General features: G+C 68.4%; 15 protein-coding genes and 1 pseudogene. 11 read left to right on the top strand and 5 right to left on the bottom strand.

The features are described 5' to 3' along the window. Positions 1–3: 3 nt before the first annotated feature. The 3 genes from pcp (at position 4) to AB0M73_RS27570 (ending at position 3,184) form a co-directional block, all read left to right on the top strand. Positions 4–645 carry a pyroglutamyl-peptidase I gene (pcp, locus tag AB0M73_RS27580; RefSeq protein WP_363896020.1) on the top strand — a complete coding sequence of 214 codons (642 nt, stop codon included), beginning with the start codon at positions 4–6 and terminating at the stop codon, positions 643–645. A 119-nt stretch (positions 646–764) separates the two neighbouring features. After that, positions 765–1,037, top strand: coding sequence for a hypothetical protein (locus tag AB0M73_RS27575; protein ID WP_363896017.1), 273 nt, complete (start codon positions 765–767; stop codon positions 1,035–1,037). A 134-nt stretch (positions 1,038–1,171) separates the two neighbouring features. Then, positions 1,172–3,184 carry an NPCBM/NEW2 domain-containing protein gene (locus AB0M73_RS27570; RefSeq protein ID WP_363896014.1) on the top strand — a complete coding sequence of 671 codons (2,013 nt, stop codon included), beginning with the start codon at positions 1,172–1,174 and terminating at the stop codon, positions 3,182–3,184. 98 nt (positions 3,185–3,282) lie between these two features. On the opposite strand, the gene AB0M73_RS27565 is transcribed toward AB0M73_RS27570, so the two are convergent. Both AB0M73_RS27565 and AB0M73_RS27560 read right to left on the bottom strand, forming a co-directional pair. Continuing rightward, complete coding sequence (locus AB0M73_RS27565) at positions 3,283–4,494, bottom strand: MFS transporter (protein WP_363896011.1); 1,212 nt, start codon at positions 4,492–4,494, stop codon at positions 3,283–3,285. Between the two features lie 44 nt (positions 4,495–4,538). Further along, positions 4,539–5,696 carry a serine hydrolase domain-containing protein gene (locus tag AB0M73_RS27560; protein ID WP_363896008.1) on the bottom strand — a complete coding sequence of 386 codons (1,158 nt, stop codon included), beginning with the start codon at positions 5,694–5,696 and terminating at the stop codon, positions 4,539–4,541. Between the two features lie 334 nt (positions 5,697–6,030). Between AB0M73_RS27560 and hpnC the strand changes: the two genes are divergently transcribed. The 7 genes from hpnC to hpnH are packed head-to-tail and all read left to right on the top strand — an operon-like array spanning position 6,031 to position 13,436. Next, positions 6,031–6,873 (top strand): squalene synthase HpnC, encoded by an 843-nt coding sequence (hpnC, locus tag AB0M73_RS27555; protein ID WP_363896005.1) that lies wholly within the window; start codon positions 6,031–6,033, stop codon positions 6,871–6,873. 11 nt (positions 6,874–6,884) lie between these two features. After that, positions 6,885–7,742: a presqualene diphosphate synthase HpnD gene (gene hpnD / locus AB0M73_RS27550; protein ID WP_363896146.1), complete on the top strand. Its 858-nt coding sequence runs from the start codon at positions 6,885–6,887 to the stop codon at positions 7,740–7,742. Next, entirely contained in the window at positions 7,739–9,064 is a 1,326-nt protein-coding gene (hpnE, locus tag AB0M73_RS27545) for a hydroxysqualene dehydroxylase HpnE (protein WP_363896002.1), read from the top strand. The genes hpnD and hpnE overlap by 4 nt, the downstream gene beginning before the upstream one ends. After that, positions 9,061–10,068 (top strand): polyprenyl synthetase family protein, encoded by a 1,008-nt coding sequence (locus AB0M73_RS27540; RefSeq protein WP_363895999.1) that lies wholly within the window; start codon positions 9,061–9,063, stop codon positions 10,066–10,068. Before hpnE ends, AB0M73_RS27540 begins: the two co-directional genes overlap by 4 nt. Beyond that, the gene (shc, locus tag AB0M73_RS27535; protein ID WP_363895996.1) at positions 10,065–11,900 is read left to right on the top strand and encodes a squalene--hopene cyclase; all 1,836 of its coding nucleotides are present in this window, start codon (positions 10,065–10,067) and stop codon (positions 11,898–11,900) included. The genes AB0M73_RS27540 and shc overlap by 4 nt, the downstream gene beginning before the upstream one ends. After that, a complete protein-coding gene (locus tag AB0M73_RS27530) occupies positions 11,893–12,429 on the top strand; it encodes a hypothetical protein (RefSeq protein ID WP_363895993.1) in 537 nt (178 codons plus the stop codon). The genes shc and AB0M73_RS27530 overlap by 8 nt, the downstream gene beginning before the upstream one ends. Further along, positions 12,426–13,436, top strand: a complete 1,011-nt coding sequence (hpnH, locus tag AB0M73_RS27525; protein ID WP_043724790.1) for an adenosyl-hopene transferase HpnH — start codon at positions 12,426–12,428, stop codon at positions 13,434–13,436. Before AB0M73_RS27530 ends, hpnH begins: the two co-directional genes overlap by 4 nt. On the opposite strand, the gene AB0M73_RS27520 is transcribed toward hpnH, so the two are convergent. The 3 genes from AB0M73_RS27520 to AB0M73_RS27510 form a co-directional block, all read right to left on the bottom strand. After that, positions 13,402–14,409: a tetratricopeptide repeat protein gene (locus tag AB0M73_RS27520; protein WP_363895988.1), complete on the bottom strand. Its 1,008-nt coding sequence runs from the start codon at positions 14,407–14,409 to the stop codon at positions 13,402–13,404. The two genes, hpnH and AB0M73_RS27520, sit on opposite strands and share 35 nt — an antisense overlap. Before the next feature lie 5 nt (positions 14,410–14,414). After that, positions 14,415–16,004: a tetratricopeptide repeat protein gene (locus tag AB0M73_RS27515; protein WP_363895985.1), complete on the bottom strand. Its 1,590-nt coding sequence runs from the start codon at positions 16,002–16,004 to the stop codon at positions 14,415–14,417. Between the two features lie 321 nt (positions 16,005–16,325). After that, positions 16,326–16,766, bottom strand: coding sequence for a hypothetical protein (locus AB0M73_RS27510; protein ID WP_363895982.1), 441 nt, complete (start codon positions 16,764–16,766; stop codon positions 16,326–16,328). Between the two features lie 532 nt (positions 16,767–17,298). Here AB0M73_RS27510 and AB0M73_RS27505 point away from each other — a divergent pair. Next, positions 17,299–17,813 (top strand): annotated as a pseudogene (locus tag AB0M73_RS27505) (transposase family protein); the annotation flags it as partial. Positions 17,814–17,913: the final 100 nt, after the last annotated feature.

Genomic DNA, 17,913 nt, shown 5'->3' with positions numbered 1-17,913 from the left:
GCTATGAGCACCGTGCTGCTGACCGGTTTCGAGCCGTTCGCCGGGGACACCGTGAACCCGTCCTGGGAGGCCGTGCGCCTGGTCGACGTGCCCGGGGTCGAGCTGGTCAAGCAGCAGCTGCCCTGCGTGTTCGGCGAGTCGATCACCGTGCTGGGGCAGGCGATCCGCGCCCACGAACCGGATGTGGTGATCGCCGTCGGCCTGGCCGGCGGCCGGGACGTGATCACGCCGGAACGGGTGGCGATCAATCTGAACGACGCCAGGATTCCGGACAACAGCGGCCGGTCGCCCCTCGACGAGCCGATCGTCGAGGGCGGCCCGGCCGCGTACTTCACCGGCCTGCCGATCAAGGCCGGGGCCAAGGCCATGCGGGACGCCGGGGTGCCGGCCGCGGTGTCGTACAGCGCCGGCACCTTCGTCTGCAATCACGTGTTCTACGGGCTGATGCACCTGATCGCCACGGAGCTGCCGCACGTGCGCGGCGGCTTCGTGCACGTGCCCTACAGCGCCGAGATGACCGCCGGCGCTGCCGCCGACCGTGCGTCGCTGCCGGTGCGCACGATCGCCGACGGGCTGGCCGCGTTCACCCTCGCCTGCGTTCAGACCTCCGATGACCTGCGCGTCGGCGAGGGCACGCTGCACTGATCATTCACAAGTAACTATTGTCTGCCGCCCAGCGATGCCCGTGCGACAAGTGCCGCGGAACTATCGAGGAGGCAGCCATTTCCACGCCGAGTCCCGAACAGTCCGCCTTCCAACCGAGCATGGACGGCAAACTGGGGTACGGAGCCTCCTGGTCCACCGACAACGTCAAGGCGTCGCTCACTCGCATCTCATCGAGCAGCAGCGTCGAACAAGCCCAGGCCCAGGCCTCGGTCGAGGCGGTCGTCCTCCTGCACTCGATTCGGCGCATCCTCATGTGGACGGCCGTGATCATCCCTCTTCTTCTTGTGGCGGCCGGGATCATCCTCACGGTCACCACAAGCAACAGCGGATCGTCGAGTTGCTCGTACTCGACGTATTCAAGCCGCTGCTGAGGCAGCACGTGAATCCACGGGTGTCGCGCGCGCCGGCGTGACCCGACCCCTGTCAAGTGGTCTTTCGACGTCTTGTGGTGGACGGACACGCCTTGTGTGATGGGCCTCACCGCCCATCTCGACGAGGAGGTCCGATGTCTGTCCGGTTACGGCTGGCGGCGATCGGGGTCGCGGCGGCCACCGCGGCGGCCGGCTTGACGCTGGTCTGCGCCCCGGCCGCCGTCGCGCTCGACAACGGCCTGGCGCGCACGCCCCAGATGGGGTTCAACAACTGGAACGCCACCCACTGCAGCGGCGACTTCAGCGAGGCGATGGTCAAGGGCATCGCCGACCTGTTCGTCTCGTCGGGACTGCGCAACGCCGGCTACCAGTACGTCAACCTGGACGACTGCTGGGCCCTGCCGGCCCGTGACGCCGACGGCAACCTGGTGCCCGACCCGGTGCGCTTTCCCGACGGCATCAAGGCTGCCGCCGACTACGTGCACTCCAAGGGCCTCAAGTTCGGCCTGTATTCCAGCGCCGGCACCAAAACCTGCAACACCGCAGGCTTCCCCGGCGGCCTCGGGCACGAGAAGCAGGACGCCGCGTTGTGGGCGTCGTGGGGCGTGGACTACCTGAAGTACGACAACTGCAACAACGCCGGCAGCACCACCACGCAGCAGTACATCGACCGGTACAGCGCGATGCGCGACGCACTCGCCGCGACCGGGCGGCCGATCCTGTACAGCCTCTGCGAATGGGGCGTCAACGACCCCTGGACATGGGGCTCCGCGGTCGGCAACTCGTGGCGCACCACCGGCGACATCAGCGACAAGTACAGCTCGATGCTGTCCATCTTCAAGAAGAACGTCGTGCTCGCGCCGTACGCCGGGCCGGGGCACTGGAACGACCCGGACATGCTGGAAGTCGGCAACGGCGGCATGACCGACACCGAGTACCGCAGCCACTTCAGCCTCTGGTCGATCATGGCCGCGCCGCTGCTGATCGGCTCCGACATCCGCAAGGCCACGCCGGCCACGATGAGCATCCTGACCAACTCCGATGTCATCGACGTTGACCAGGATCCCCTGGGAGTGCAGGGAACCGAACTGTCCAATGCGAACGGTCTGCACGTGATCAGCAAGCCGCTGGCCAACGGCGACCGGGCCGTCGCCCTGTTCAACGAGAACAGCACCGCGGCGACGATCAGCACCACGGCCGCCGCGGTCGGCCTGCCGAAGGCGTTCGGGTACCAGCTGGACGATCTGTGGTCGCACAAGACCACCGAGACCGCCGGCAAGATCAGCGCCACCGTGCCCGCCCACGGCACCGCGATGTTCCGCGTGCACGGCGGTGGTCAGTGGTGGTCGAACCCGCCGGCCGTGCACACCAGCGCCGACCTGCCGGTCCCCTACCCCGGCGCGCCCGCCCTCGTGCAGCCCGGCGTCACCACGACGGTCACCACCGTGACGAGCAATGACGGTGTCCTGCCTGGACTTTTCGGCAGCGTCAAGCTCACCGGCCCCGCCGGCTGGACCGTCAAGGCCTCTTCGCCGACGTTCTATCCCGTGCTGCCATCCGGCCATGACCTGACGGCTCGGTGGTCCGTCACCAGTCCACCCGATGCCCCCGCCGGCAACTATCCCTTGCACGTCAGCACAACCTACGAGCCCGGCAAGTCCACTATGGACTATGATCTGGTGGTTTCCATCGCCACGCCCATTCCTTCGGGCACGACCCAGCTCGGCGACGACCCCTGGCTGTCCGCCGACAACGGCTACGGTCCGGTGGAGCGCAACACCAGCAACGGCGAGTCCAAGGCCGGCGACGGGCATCCCATCACGCTCGGCGGCGTCACCTACGCCAAGGGCCTCGGCACCAACGCGCCCAGCACCGTCACCTACTATCTCGGCGGCCGCTGCTCGACGGTCAGCAGCACCGTCGGCCTCGACGACGAGAAGACCGGCGCCGGCTCGGTGAGCTTCGAGATCTGGGCCGACGGCAAGAAGATCGCCGACTCCGGCCTGATCAAGCGCGGCGCCCCCGCCCAGACCCTGACCGCCGTCACCACCGGCGCCAGCCTGCTCCGCCTCATAGTCACCGACGGCGGCGACGGCAACACCAACGACCACGCCGACTGGGCCACCCCCCAAACCACCTGCGCCTGACCCCCGCGAGTCACGCTCTCAGACACACCGAAATACGGTTTCGGGCAGAACTGAGCTTCAGAGCTCGGTTCTGCCCGAAACCTACATTCGGTGTGCCGCTAAGCGTGACTCGCCGGGGTTCCCGTGCGAACAGTGCGGACGGAGCGGCTGCACAGGGCGGCCACGGTGGCCACGACGACCACCACCGCGCCGACCAACAGCACTGACCGGGCCCCGAAGGCCACGGCGGCCGGGCCGGCGACGATCTGCCCCAGCGGCATCGCCACGAAGGACCCGACGGCGTCGTACGAGTACACCCGGGCCAAGCGGTCCGCGGGAATGTTCTCCTGCAACGAGATGTCCCACGCGACGCCGGCCTGTTCCATGGTGAACCCGGTGAGCGCCAACGCGACCATCATGGCGACGGTCCCCGGCGCGACGGCCAGGGTCACCAGCGGCACCGCTTCCAGCAAGACCAAACTGACGCCGAAGAACAGCGCCCGCCGCGGCTGGAACCGGGCGGCGACGAAGCCGCCGGCCAACGCGCCGACGGTCTCCGCGGCCAGCGCCAACCCCCAGCCGGCACGGCCGAAGGTGGCGTCGGCGATGGCGGGACCCAACACCTGGATGCCGCCGGCGTTGACGGCGTTGACGAACAGGAACTGCGCCACGATGACCCACAGCCAGGTCCGGCCGGTGAACTCCGCCCAGCCCTCCCGGAGATCGGCCACCACGTGCGACGGCTCCCGCGCGGGCATCGGCACGCGGACCCGCGTGTAGCAGAAGGCCGCCAGCGCGAAGGTGACGGCGTCCACGCCGATGCACCAACCGGGACCGATCACGACCACCAGCCCGCCGGCCACGGAACCGCCGACGATCATGGCCAGATTCACGGTGATCCGGGTGGCGGCATTGGCCGCGCGCAACGAATCCGCCGGCACCGTCTGCGGTGTCAGCGCGCTCGACGCGGGACTGAAGACAGCACTCAACGCGCCGTTGACCGCGCTCAGCACGACCAACAGCGGCACGGAGGCCGACCCCGTCAACACCAGGGACGCAACCAGCGCCTGGGTTATTCCCGCGGCAATACTTGATCCCTGCAGTACCGCGGCTCGCGGCAGCCGGTCGGCGATCACGCCACCGGCCAGCAGCACCACCACAGTGGCCAGTGACCGGCCGGCCACCACCACGCCGAGGTCGGCGGCCGAGCCGGTCAGGTCGAGCACGGCGAAGGCCAGCGCGATGGGCGCCATGCCGTTGCCGATGAGACTGACGGTGCGTCCGACCGTCAGCCAGCGGAAGTCGCGATGGCGCAACAGGTCGGCGAACACCCGGTGAGCATGTCAGCCCATGACCACGCGCTGCGACCGGTTTTCTACAGACAGGAGTAGACGGCGTCGATGAGCTCCATCTTGCGCGGGTCGTCGGCGATCACGGTGCCCATCAGGTTCATCACGTGCCCGATGGCCAGCCCCGCCTCAGGATCGGCCAGACCGAACGATCCGCCGAAGCCGTCGTGCCCGACCGCGCGGGGATTGGGCCCGTAGTGGCCGTCCTCGCCGGACAACCACAGGCCCAGCCCTAATTCCGACTCGCGACCACCGAGGCCGGCGTCGCCGATGACCAGGTCGACGCACGCGCCCTGGCCCTCTCGGGCCCGTTCCACCTGCGACGCGCCGAGCAGCCGTTGTCCCCCGGCGACACCACCGAAAGCGAAGGCCCCGTACAGCGCGGCCACGCCGCGAGCGGTGGTGTGGCCGTTGGCGGCCGGGATCTCCGCCGCCCGCCAGAACGCCGAGTTGCCCTGGTCCGGGCCCACTACCGGATTTGTCAGCACGGCCAGTGCCACGGGATTGAGCTGCGCGAACAACGCCTGGAACGCCGCCGGGTCCTCGGGCGGCGGCTGCACGAGCGTGGCCGCGCGGTGGTTGTCCGTCGGGGACAGTCCGATCGAGAAGTCGGCCCCTGCCCGATCGGCCACCTCGTGCTGTACGAATTCTCGCACCGTGTTTCCGGTGGTCCGCCGGATCAGTTCACCGACAAGGAAACCGTAGGTGAGCGCGTGGTAGCCGGACGCGGTCCCCGGCTCCCACCACGGCTGGGTGTCCGCCAGCCGAGTGATCATCAATTTCCAGTCGGCCAGCTCCTCGGCCGTGGTCGGCGTGCGGAACGCGGCCAGTCCGGCCCGGTGGGACACCAGATGCCGCACCAGCACCGTGTCGTTCGTGAACTCGGGCCAGTACTTGCGGACAGGCTGGTCCGGGTCGAGCAGACCCCGGTCGACCAGCATGTGGAACGCCAGCGCGACCACGCCCTTGGTGGTCGACCAGACGTTGACGACGGTGTCGGCCGACCAGGGTCTGGACCGCCCGGGGTCGGCGTGCCCACCCCATATGTCCACCACGTGCCGATCGCCGACGCGCACCGCCAGCGCGGCCCCGAGCTGGCGGCCATCGGCCAGCTGAGCTGCCAGAACGTCTCGTACTGTTGCGAAAGCCGGGTCGCACGCGCCGACGACATCGTGGGCTGCCATGTCAACCACATCCTCACCGATCGGATACGGCTGTTGATGCGGCAAGAACATACCGACTGGTTGGTCTGACCTCAAGGGCGTCGCCCCGAGACCATGACCGGACGGGGCCGACCGCGTGATCGATGGCCCGAAAAGGTCTCATGGTGTTGATTCAGGTTGCGAAGATCTCCTGTGTGGATCACCGTATGGGGACACCGGCCGTCGGCGGGCCCACCGGGGCACCGGGATCGGCGCACCGCGACCGGCGCTCGACACTGCTACTCCGCAAGCACCACCGGAGGACCCCGTGGTCGACACGCCTGCGCGGCCGAGTTGGACTACACCCCTGCCACAGTTGCCCACCCCTGTCGGCCCCGACGTGACGGCGTTGCACAAGAAGGCGGACGGCGAGAACTTCACCGTCGCCAGCCTGCTGCTGCCGCCGAGGATCCGCCGCAGGCTGCTGTCCATCTACGCCTTCGCCCGCCTCGTCGACGACATCGGGGATGAGGCCCCCGGCGACCGCAACGCCCTGCTGGACAAGGTCGACCGGGATATCGACCGCATCTACGCCGGCTACGTCGCCACCGACGAGCTGTGGGCCCATCTGACCGTCACCGTGCACGAGTGCGGCATCCCGCGTACCCCGCTCGACCGTTTGGTGCAGGCCAACCGCCGCGACCAACAGGTGAAGCGCTACCGCACCTTCGAGGACCTGCTCGGCTACTGCGAGCTGTCGGCCAATCCCGTCGGCCACCTGGTGCTGCACGTGTTCGACGCGATGACGCCGCAACGCGCCGCCCTGTCCGACCAGGTCTGCTCGGCGCTGCAGGTGCTGGAGCACCTCCAGGACGTCGCCGAGGACTACCGCAACGAGCGGATCTACCTGCCGGCCGAGGATCTCGACCGTTTCGGTGTGAAAGAAGAGGATCTGGCCGCGACCAAGGCCACCCGGGAGGTGCGGGCGCTGATCGCGTTCGAGACGCAGCGCACGTTGCGGCTGCTGGACGAAGGGGCGGCGATCGTGGGCACGCTGAGCGGACTGGGCCGGCTGGCCGTGGCCGGCTACGTCGCGGGCGGGCGGGCCACCGCGGCCGCCATCGTCAACGCGCGTTTCGACGTTTTGACAACCACGCCACGACCACGTAAATCCCGCACGATCGCCGAACTGGTGCGGTCGCTCGGCGGTGGCCGGTGACCCAGGTGCAGCTGACCGTCGACGCCGCGTACGACTACTGCGAGCGGCTCACGGGCGAGCAGGCCAAGAACTTCTCCTACGGGATCCGCCTTCTGCCACCGGTCAAACGCCGCGCGCTCAGCGCCGTGTACGCGTTCGCCCGGCTGGTGGACGACATCGGCGACGGGGACGCGCCGGCCACGGAACGCCTGGCCGGGCTGAACGAGGTTCGTGAAAGGTTGCACAATCTCGCCGACCGCAAGGAGGATCCGGTCGCCGTCGCCCTCAACGACGCGACGCTGCGGTTCGGGTTGCCGCTGGGCGCGTTCGACGAGCTGATCGACGGCTGCCAGGCCGACGTGCTCGGCACGGTGTACGAGAACTTCGAGGATCTTCGGCACTACTGTCGTTGTGTCGCAGGCTCGATCGGCCGGTTGTCGCTGGCCGTGTTCGGCAGCCCCGACCAGGCGCGGGACTCGCAGCTGGCCGACGCGCTCGGGGTTGCCTTGCAGCTCACCAACATTCTTCGCGACGTGCTGGAGGACCGCCGCAACGGGCGGATCTACCTGCCGGCCGAGGATCTGCGCCGGTTCGGCTGCACGCTGGAACTCGATGCGGACGGCAACCTGACCGACGACGAGGACGCCCTGTCGGCCCTGCTGGCCTACGAGGGCGCGCGGGCCGAGGAGTGGTACGCCGTCGGCCTGCGCCTGCTGCCTCGGCTGGACGGCCGCAGCCGGGCCTGCTGCGCGGCCATGGCCGGCATCTACCACCGGCTGCTGGCCCGCATGATGACCCGGCCGTGGCTGATCCGCAGCTCCCGAACATCCCTACCGGACTGGGAAAAAGTCCTGGTGGCGGCGCGATCGCTGGCCGGGTCGCGGCCGTGACCGCGCGGGTGGTTGTCGTGGGCGGCGGCTTGGCCGGCCTCACCGCCGCCTGCGAACTGGCCGACCGCGGCCTGGATGTGACCCTGCTGGAGGCCCGCGCCCGGCTGGGCGGCGTGACCTTCTCCTTCAACCGCGGCGATCTCGTGGTGGACAACGGGCAGCACGTGCTGCTGCGCTGCTACACCGCTTACCTCGATTTCCTGCGCCGAATCGGCGTTGCTCACCACATCGACATGCAGCCGCGGATGCACATCCCGGTGCAGGGCGTCGACGGTACGCCAGGTTCCTTGTCCCGCACGGCTTTGCCGGCGCCGCTGCACCTGCTGGGCTCGCTCGCCACGTACAAACTGCTGTCCGTGACCGATCGGCTGCGGGCCGCGCGCGCGGTGCCCGCCCTGCGACGGCTCAATCCGGACGATCCCCGCCTTGACGAGCAGAGTCTCGGCGACTGGCTGCGCAAGCACGGGCAGAACGACGCCACCATTGCCGCGCTGTGGAACCTGATCACCGTGGCCGCATTGAACTGTGACGCCGACGAGGCCTCGCTGGCGTTGGCGGCCAAGGTGTTCCGCACCGGCCTGCTGGACCGCAGCGAGAACTGCGACATCGGCGTCCCGGCGGTGCCGCTGTCGCAACTGCACGGCGAACCGGCCATGGCCTACCTGCTCGCCCACGGCGCACAGGTGCGGCTGCGCGCCGCCGTGAAGGAGATTCGCCGTGACGGCAACGGTTTCGAGGTCGTGACCGGCGAGGACACCATCGCCGCCGACGCGGTGGTCGTGGCCACCGCATCCGATGCGGCCGCCAAGCTGCTGCCCGACATCGTCACCGACGACCTGGGCCATTCGCCGATCTTCAACGTGCACGTGGTCTTCCCGCGGCGCGTGACCGACCTGCCGTTCGTCGCGGTGGTCGGCTCGCCGGTGCAGTGGGCGTTCGACCGGACCGCCGTGTCGGGGCTGACCCAGGGCCAGTACCTGGCCGTGTCGGTCTCCGCCGCCGGCGACTGGATCGACCTGCCCGTGACCCAGCTGCGGGAGCTGTTCCTGCCGGAGGTCAGCCGGGTGTTGCCCGGCGCCGCCGGGCAGGTCCCCACCGATTTTTTCGTCACCAAGGAGCGGACGGCCACCTTCCGGCAGCAGCCGGGCAGTGGTCGCAGGCGCGCCGCCCAGCGGACCGGAGTTCCCGGTCTGGTGCTGGCGGGGGCGTGGACCGCGACGGGGTGGCCAGACACTATGGAGGGTGCCGTGCGCAGCGGACAGAACGCGGCCAGGTTGTTGTCGGAGCAGCTTCCCGCCTCGGTGAGCGAGGTGGCCCGATGACCTCGACGCTGCCCCGCCCGGTCACCACCGCCGCCGATCTGGTGCAGCCGGCGATGCGGCGCGCGGTCGACACCCTCAACCCGTCCGTGCGCAACGTGGTGAGCTACCACCTCGGTTGGCTCGATCCGGACGGCAAGCCCACGAAGAGCAGCGGTGGCAAGGCATTGCGGCCCGCGCTGGCCCTGCTGTCGGCCCAGGCCGCGGGCGGCACCGCCGCGCAGGGCGTGCCCGGCGCCGTGGCCGTTCAGTTCGTGCACGACTTCTCGCTGCTGCACGACGACGTGATGGACGGCGACGTCGAGCGCCGGCACCGCCCGACGGCGTGGAAGCTTTTCGGTGTGCCGGCGGCGATCCTGGCCGGTGACGCGCTGCTCACGCTGGCCGTGGAGGTGCTCCAGCCGCCCGCCTCGCCGGCCGCCACCGACGCCGTGACTCTGGCCGTGCAGGACCTGATCGCCGGGCAGAGCGCGGACCTGGAGTTCGAGCGCCGCCGCGACGTGACCTTGCACGAGTGCATCGAGATGGCCAACGGCAAGACCAGTGCCCTGATGCGCTGCGCCGCGTCCATCGGGGCCATCCTGGCCGGGGCCCCGCCCGAGGTCGTCGACCGCCTGGCGCGCTTCGGCATGCACCTCGGGCTGGCCTTCCAGCTCGTCGACGATCTGCTCGGCATCTGGGGCGCGCCCGAGGTCACCGGCAAGGCCGTGCTCGCGGATCTCAAGGTGCGCAAGAAGTCCCTGCCGGTCGTCGCCGCGCTGACGTCCGGCACCGCGGCCGGCGACGAGCTCGCGGAGCGCTATCTCGTCGAGGGCGTGCCCGACGACGAGGAGCTGCCCGAGTTCGCCCGGCTCATCGAGCAGGCCGGCGGCCTGGCCTGGGCCGAGGCCGAGGCCGACCGGCAGGTCGTCGCGGCCGGCGAGGATCTCGACGCCGTCGGCGCCCCTGCGGAAATTCGGGAGGCTCTGTGGCAGATCACGCACTTCGTGACGGAGCGCGATCGGTGAGCGATGTCGACCTGGCCCGGCGCAGGGCCATCGACCACCTGGTGTCGCTGCAGGACGGCGACGGCTGGTGGAAGGGCGAGTTGCAGACCAACGTCACGATGGACGCCGAGGACCTGCTCATGCGGCAGTTCCTCGGCATCCGGGAGCCCGTCGGCACCGCCGAGACCGCGGCCTGGATCCGTTCGCAGCAAAGGGCGGACGGCACCTGGGCCACCTTCTACGGTGGCCCCGGCGAGCTGTCCACCACCGTCGAGGCCTACACCGCGCTGAAGCTGGCCGGCGACCCGGCCGACGCCGACCACATGGTGCGGGCCCGGCAGTTCGTGCTGGACAACGGCGGCATCGAGAAGAGCCGGGTGTTCACCCGGATCTGGCTGGCGCTGTTCGGGGAATGGTCGTGGGACCGGCTGCCGGTGCTGCCGCCGGAGATGATCCTGCTGCCCAAGTGGTTCCCGCTCAACATCTACGACTGGGGCTGCTGGGCCCGGCAGACCGTGGTGCCGCTGACCATCGTCGGCTCGATGCGGCCCGTGCGTCCGCTCGGGATCTCGGTGGCCGAGCTGAAGACCGGCCAGCCCGACGAGCCCTTCGAGCCCGCGCTGAGCTGGGGCGGATTCTTCCAGCGCCTGGACAGGGTGCTGCACCTGCACGCTCGGTTGCCGGTGAAACCGTTGCGGGAGTTCGCCATCCGCAAGGGTCTCAAGTGGATCCTGGACCGCCAGGAGGCCGACGGCGGGTGGGGCGGCATCCAGCCGCCGTGGGTGTACTCCATTTTGGCCCTGCACCTGCGGGGCTACCCGCTGGACCACCCGGTGCTGAAGAAGGCGTTCCACGGGCTCGACGAGTTCACCATCAAGGAGGACGGGATCCGCCGGCTGGAGGCGTGCCAGTCTCCGGTGTGGGACACCGCCCTGGCCGTCACGGCGCTGTTGGACGCCGGCATGCCGGCTGACGATCCCGTGTTGAAGAGCGCCGGAAACTGGCTTCTGGACGAGGAAGTCACCGTTCGCGGCGACTGGGCCGTGCGCCGGCCCTCGCTGCCGCCGGGCGGCTGGGCGTTCGAGTTCGAGAACGACAACTACCCCGACGTTGACGACACCGCCGAGATCGTGTTGGCGCTGCGGCGAATGCTGCCGGCCGACGAGCCCGCGGTGCGCCGGGCCGTCGAATGGACCATCGGCATGCAGTCCCGGGACGGTGGCTGGGGCGCCTTCGACGCCGACAACACCCGCCGGCTGGCCGAGAAGCTGCCGTTCTGCGACTTCGGCGCGGTGATCGACCCGCCGTCCGCCGACGTCACCGCGCACGTGCTGGAGATGCTGGCCCACGAGGGGCTTTCCGGCCTCCAGCCGGCCCGTCGCGGGCTGAAGTGGTTGCTGGACAACCAGGAGGCCGACGGCTCGTGGTTCGGCCGGTGGGGCGCGAACCACGTCTACGGCACCGGCGCCGTCGTGCCGGCGTTGATCGCCGCCGGTGTGCCGACCGTGCACCCGTCGGTCCGGCGAGCCGTGAAGTGGTTGGAGCAGCACCAGAACGCCGACGGCGGCTGGGGTGAGGACCTTCGGTCCTATCGGGACAAGTCGTGGGTCGGGCGGGGCGACTCGACCGCGTCGCAGACCGCGTGGGCGCTGCTCGCGCTGCTGTCGGCCGGCGAGCGCGGCACCGCGACCGAGCGGGGCATCCGCTGGCTCGTCGCCACGCAGCGTTCCGACGGGACCTGGGACGAGCCGCAGTTCACCGGCACCGGCTTCCCCGGCGACTTCTACATCAACTACCACCTGTACCGGCTGGTCTTCCCGTTGACCGCGCTCGGACGGTATCTCGATGGCTGATCTCGTCGTCGTCACCGCGCTGCGGATCGAGCAGTTCGCGTTGCGACGCGGGCTCCGCGGCGTGCCGGTGATCGCCGTCGGGATGGGTGTTCGGCACCCCTCCCGGCTCTCGCCCGCGCCCGGCGTGCCCTTGGTCGTCGCCGGGCTCGCCGGGGCCCTCGTCGACGGCATCACCCCCGGCGACCTCGTCGTCGACGACCTCTCGTTGGCGTTGTCGTTGCGTGGCAACGGCTTCGTCGTGCACCACGGGCCGATCGCCTTCAGCGACCACGTGGTGCACTCGTCCGAACGCTCCGAACTCGCTGGCAGCACCGGCGCGCTGGCCGTGGACATGGAATCCACCCGCGTGCTCACACTCGCCGGCGATCGCCCGCACGCCGTGGTGCGGGCCATCGTCGACACGCCGTCCCGGCCGCTACTGGGACCGGCAACCCTCGGCGGCGGCGTCGTGGCGCTGCGCCGCCTCGCCGCTATCGGCCCGGTGCTGCGGCACTGGGCGGAGTCGCAAGTGAAAGAGGTCCACCAGTGAACATGCCGTTGCACCAGAGCCTGCGGATCGCCGGCTATCTGCTCGGGCAGAAGCTGCGCCGGCGCGAGAAGTTCCCGCTCATCGTCGAGCTGGAGCCCCTGTTCGCCTGCAACCTCAAATGCGCGGGCTGCGGCAAGATCCAGCAGCCCCACGACCTGCTGCGCCAGCGCATGCCGGTCGAGCGCGCGATCAACGCCATCGAGGAGTGCGGCGCCCCGATGGTCTCCATCGCCGGCGGCGAGCCGTTGATGCACCCGCAGATCGACGAGATCGTCAACGAGCTGGTGCGGCGCAAGAAGTACGTGTTCCTGTGCACCAACGCCGTGCTGCTGCGCAAGCGCATCGACAAGTTCGACTTCAAGCCCTCCAAGTACTTCGCCTTCGCCGTGCACATCGACGGCCTGAAGGAGCGGCACGACCTGTCCGTGGACAAGGACGGCGTGTTCGACGAGGCCGTCGCCGCGGTGAAGGAGTTGCAGCAGCGCGGGTTCCGGGTCACCACCAACACCACGTTCTTCAACACCGACACCCCGCAGACCGTCATCGAGGTGCTCGACTACCTCAACGACGACCTCAAGGTCAGCGAGATGATGATCTCGCCCGCCTACGCCTACGAGAAGGCGCCCGACCAGGAGCACTTCCTCGGCGTGCAGGAGACGCGGGAGCTGTTCCGCAAGGCCTTCGCCGACGGCCGGCGCAAGCGGTGGCGTCTCAACCACTCCCCGCTGTTCCTGGACTTCCTCGAGGGCAAGGTCGACTTCTCCTGCACCGCGTGGGGCATTCCGTCGTATTCCCTGCTGGGGTGGCAGAAGCCGTGCTACCTGATGTCCGACGGCTACGCCAAGACCTACCGGGAGCTCATCGACGACACCGACTGGGACGCCTACGGCCGAGGCAAGGATCCCCGTTGCGCCAACTGCATGGCCCACTGCGGGTACGAGCCCACCGCCGTGTTGGCCACGCTCGGCTCGCTCAAGCAGTCCTTGCGCGCCGCAGTCGGTCGGTGACGAAGTAGACGACGGTCGCCAGGATGCCGGCCGTCAACACGGAGACCGGCATCCAGGCGGCCGCCAGCGCGGCCGCGATGAAGGCCACTGTGGACAGTACCGTCGGCGTGTGGCGGCGGTCGTTGCGTATCAACCGGCCCAGGTGGCTCCGCACCGGTTTGGCCAGGCGCCCCACCAGCTTGGCCACCATCACCAGCCACATGACCGCCAGCAGCGCCGCCACCACCGTCGGGAAGGTCGGGCCGCCGTCGTACGTGATGGTGACGAATCCCGTGCCGATGAACACCGTCTGCGCCGCCAGGCGGGCACCTCTGAGGACCCTGCGACACACCAGGTCGATGTTGTCCCTCGCCACCTGGAGCCTCGGGTTCTCCGCCAGCGCCGCCGCGAAACCCGCCGTCGCCGCTTCGAGGTTGTTGCTCCTCAGCTCGATCGTCGCCAGGTTGTTCCGGGCCGCCGCGTTCTCCGGGTCCAGCCTCAGCGCTTCGCGGTAGTTCCGCTCCGCCTCCGGCAGGTTCCCTTTGGCCCCGTTGAGCACGCCCCTCGTCAGGTGCGTCTCCGCTTGCAGCGGCGCCAGCTGCACCGCCTGGTCCGCCGCCTCCGTCGCTTCGACATAGTGCTTGTCCAGCAACGGGATCAGCGCCGTCACCAGCACCACGTACTGTTGCCACTGATGCGGCGCCAGCCTCGTCGCTTCCCTCGCCGCCGCAATCGCCTCTTCGTGCCTGCGCAGCTTGTGCAGGGCCAGCGACTGCAGCCGGTGCGCCCATTCACTGTCCGGGTTGGACGCCAGCGCCTGCCTCGCCGCGTGCAGCATCGCTTGCGGGTCGCCCGCCTTCTGTTCGCACTGGGCCATCAGGCACCAGGCTTCCGTCGAGGCCGGGTCGTCCGCCAGGGCCTTCGCCAGCTCCGCCCGGGCCTGCTCGTGGCGCCCCAGGTCGATCAGCGTTCTCGCCCGGCCGATGCTGTCCATTTCGCTCAGGCCAGCCGGTGCTTCTTCATATAGGCCAGCAGCTCGTCGTACTGTCCGCCTTCGTTCGCGAACATCGCCACGTTCCTCGCCGCCGCGAACCACGGCCCCGTCGACGGCCGCACTTCCTTCAGCGCCTCTTCCAGGTCCTTCGCGCCGATCATCCTCGTCCGGCCGCTGCGCACCGAGTCCAGCAGCGCCTTCTCCGCCGCCACGTCACACGCGTGCGCCAGATCCGCCCCCGAGTACCCCTCCGTGCGCTTCGCCAGCTTCGCGATGTCGATCCCTTCCGCGTGCCGCCCTTTCAGGTGGTACCTCAGGATCGCCTGCCTCGCCTCGCCGTCCGGCGGCAGCACCAGGAGCGTCCGGTCGAACCGCCCCGGCCTCCTCAGCGCCGTGTCCACGTCCCAGGGATGGTTCGTCGCCGCCAGCACGAAGACACCTTCGTTGCTGTCCCTCACGTCGTCCAGCTCCACCAGCAGCTGGTTCACCGTGCCCCGCATCGCCGAGGACCTCAGTTGGCTCCTCTTCTGCCCCAGCGCGTCCACCTCGTCCAGGAACAGCACGCAGGGCGCGTTCCTCCTGGCCGTCTCGAACATCTCGTGCAGGTTCCGCTCCGACTGGCCGATGTACATGTCCAGCACGTCCGACAGCGTCACCGAGATGAACTTCGCCCCCAGCTCCCCCGCCACCGCCCGGGCCATGAACGTCTTCCCACACCCCGGCGGGCCGTACAGCATCAGGCCGCCCCTCGTGTTCTTCCCGTACAGCCTGCGCAGCTCCGGGTTCCTCATCGGCGCCAGAAAGGCCGCTTCCAGCCTCTCCTTCACCGCCTTGAGGCCGCCCACGTCCTTGAGCGTGATCCGTCCTTCTTCGACGTCCAGGAACCCCAGTTCTTCTTCGGCGGCCGCCCAGTCGAACACCACTTCGCCCACGGGCACCGGCTCTTGGGCGTCTTGGGCTTCCGCCTCCGCCCGCTCTCGCTCCGCCGGCTTCGCCTCTTGCTCCGCTCCCGCGTGCTTCGGCTCTTCTTGCTCCGGCTCCGCCTTCGCCAGTTCAGGCTCGGTCGGCTCCGCCTTTTGCTCCGCTTTCGCTGGTTCCGGCTCCGCCTTCACCTGCTCTTGCTCCGCAAGCTCCGGCTCCGCCCGCTCCCGCTCCGCCGGCTTCGCCTCCTGCTCCGTTCCCGGGTGCTCCGGCTTCACCGTCCATTCAGGCTCCGGCCGTCGCTGCGCTTGCGCGCGCTCCGGCTCCGCCAGCTGCTCCTTCGGCTCCGCCGTCGTCGGCAGCTGCTCCTCCGTCGGCAGCCGCTCCGCCTTGGCTTCAGACTCCCCTAAGTCCGCCTCCGGCCCCGCTACGGCCCGCACCACTTCCGCCGGCCTGACCCCACGCTCCCCCGGGATCCCCAGCGCCCTCCCGAGCACATCCCTCGCCGCCCCCGACATCGGGTCGTGCTGTAGCGCTGTCGCCGCCTGCTCCGCCGCCCCTTCGCCGTCCCCCACCGCCAGCAGCTGCTCCGCCAGGTGCAGCCTCAGCGTCACGTCCCCCGGCACCGCCTCCACCGCCGCGCGCAAACTCCGGATCAACGGCGTGTCCGACACTCGGGCCCTCCCCTACAGCAGGTCCGGCCAGTCTATCCCGCCGAACACCGCAAGGGTCTGGCCCGACCACAACCGCCCGAACCCCCCATTTCACACAGCATTGCCGACCACACGAACTTGCCACTCCTTCCTGGCACTACTGCCACCACTCATCGGCCCAGGTCCAAAGAACCGCCAGTAACCGGTTACCATTCCGTCTCCACACAAAAACCGATCTCCGATCAACATCCACGCGAAATTTACTCATAATACATTCAACAGTAACGGGCAATAAAGGATCAGCAGGCCCTTCGCCGCCCGCAACTCACACCGAGTCGGGGATTACGACCGCCCACCTTGTCGAATATCGATCAACCTAGCCACTTCTTCACGCAGCACCCTTGAGAGCGCCGCCAACTCCGATTCAATTCCACTTATTTTTCGGCCACGCTTCTCGCTTTGAACAGCGAGCGCGCCCCAAGCCTCATAAACACGCCTAGCCACATGTGAAACTTCCGCTCGCAACGCCGAAGCTTCGCCATCTCTAAAGCCTGTTGTACGATTAACCGTCTCGAACCAGGTATTAAACCTAGCATCCTCGGCAAGGAAAAGGCAAATCAGCTCCACATCATCATTGCCAAACAGCTCGCTCTCCAACATTGCAATTACCAGATTTATCATCCGATCACGAGTAGGCTTTTTCAACTCTTCGGGCGTCACCCAAACCGTAGGCCAGCCATACTCAAGCCCTCCAGAGAATCCGCGATCAGACTCGTCGGCCACTCAAATCTCCTTTCCTGCATACCATCGAACCAACGCTCAGTTACCACGCGCGTTAAGCCAATTCATAATACCATCATAGTCTTCCGGGATATCCTCGATGCCGCCAGCCTCTAGTACATTCCTACAGTAGGTGACACAGTTTAACTCAGGCGTGTGGCGACCGAAAACGTAACCCTCAGTAGCCCTCTGAAAGGCCTGAGCCCTAGCAGTATTAGGCAACAAAATTCGAATAGGAGACAGCCTAAGACCGCCTTCCTTGAAGCCACTAAAGAACTGACCAACCGCTTGTGTACCCGACTCGCCTGCCAGCTCGCTGTGAATCGTCTCACCGCCATGCTCAACTTCAACGGAAACGTGCATTCCTATGCGAGTACTTCCATCCGAACTCTGCACTCCGACATCACGATAAACAGTAGCCGTGCCACTCGGATCATAGGTAGATCAGCACCGGCGTGGCAACGCCCGGATGTGACGAAGCCCCTGGTAGTAGAGCTATCGACCAAGATCGTTCTGCAGATGCCAGGGGCTTCACGTGCTGTTTTACCGTGCCGCGCTGCCGTTGTCACATCAGACCCTGGCCTTCGTGTCCGGCCTGGTCCGCGCCCACCGCGAGCGGCTCGGGTCGGTGTGGCGCAAGCTCAACCCGGGACAGCAGCGGCACTGCTGGTGCTGGTGTACCTGCGCAAGGGCGAGCCGTTCGCTGAGGTGGGCGCCCGGGTTCGCGGTCTCCACCACTATGTCAACGAAGTCGTCGAACTGCTGGCCGGACGGGCCCCGAAGCTGCGGGACGCGCTGCGCAAGGCCAAACGCCAGGGCATGGCCTACGTGTTGATCGACGGCACGCTGATCCCGATCGGCCGGATTGCCGCCGACCGGCCCCTCTACTCCGGAAAACACGCGATGCACGGGGTGAACCTGCAGATGATCGCCTCCCCGGACGGGACGACCCTGTGGGTGTCCGGCGACCTGCCCGGCAGCACTCACGACACCGCCGCCGCCCGGATCTGGAACCTCCTCGCCGCGCTGCGCGACGCCGGGCTGATCGCGTCGGGCTGATCGCGTCGGGCTGATCGCGTCGGGCTGATCGCGTCGGGCTGATCGCGTCGGGCTGATCGCGTCGGGCTGATCGCGTCGGGCTGATCGCGTC

Origin of the sequence: Kutzneria sp. NPDC051319 (genome assembly GCF_040682195.1) — a bacterium.
Lineage (GTDB): Bacteria > Actinomycetota > Actinomycetes > Mycobacteriales > Pseudonocardiaceae > Kutzneria.
Note: the sequence above shows the minus strand (reverse complement) of the source record. Positions and strands in the feature narration are given on the sequence as shown.

Coding starts and splice junctions, on each gene's coding strand:
- pcp (WP_363896020.1), top strand. CDS start 4: ATGAGCACCGTGCTGCTGACCGGTTTCGAGCCGTTCGCCGGGGACACC.
- AB0M73_RS27575 (WP_363896017.1), top strand. CDS start 765: ATGGACGGCAAACTGGGGTACGGAGCCTCCTGGTCCACCGACAACGTC.
- AB0M73_RS27570 (WP_363896014.1), top strand. CDS start 1,172: ATGTCTGTCCGGTTACGGCTGGCGGCGATCGGGGTCGCGGCGGCCACC.
- AB0M73_RS27560 (WP_363896008.1), bottom strand. CDS start 5,696: ATGGCAGCCCACGATGTCGTCGGCGCGTGCGACCCGGCTTTCGCAACA.
- AB0M73_RS27540 (WP_363895999.1), top strand. CDS start 9,061: ATGACCTCGACGCTGCCCCGCCCGGTCACCACCGCCGCCGATCTGGTG.
- AB0M73_RS27530 (WP_363895993.1), top strand. CDS start 11,893: ATGGCTGATCTCGTCGTCGTCACCGCGCTGCGGATCGAGCAGTTCGCG.
- AB0M73_RS27520 (WP_363895988.1), bottom strand. CDS start 14,409: ATGGACAGCATCGGCCGGGCGAGAACGCTGATCGACCTGGGGCGCCAC.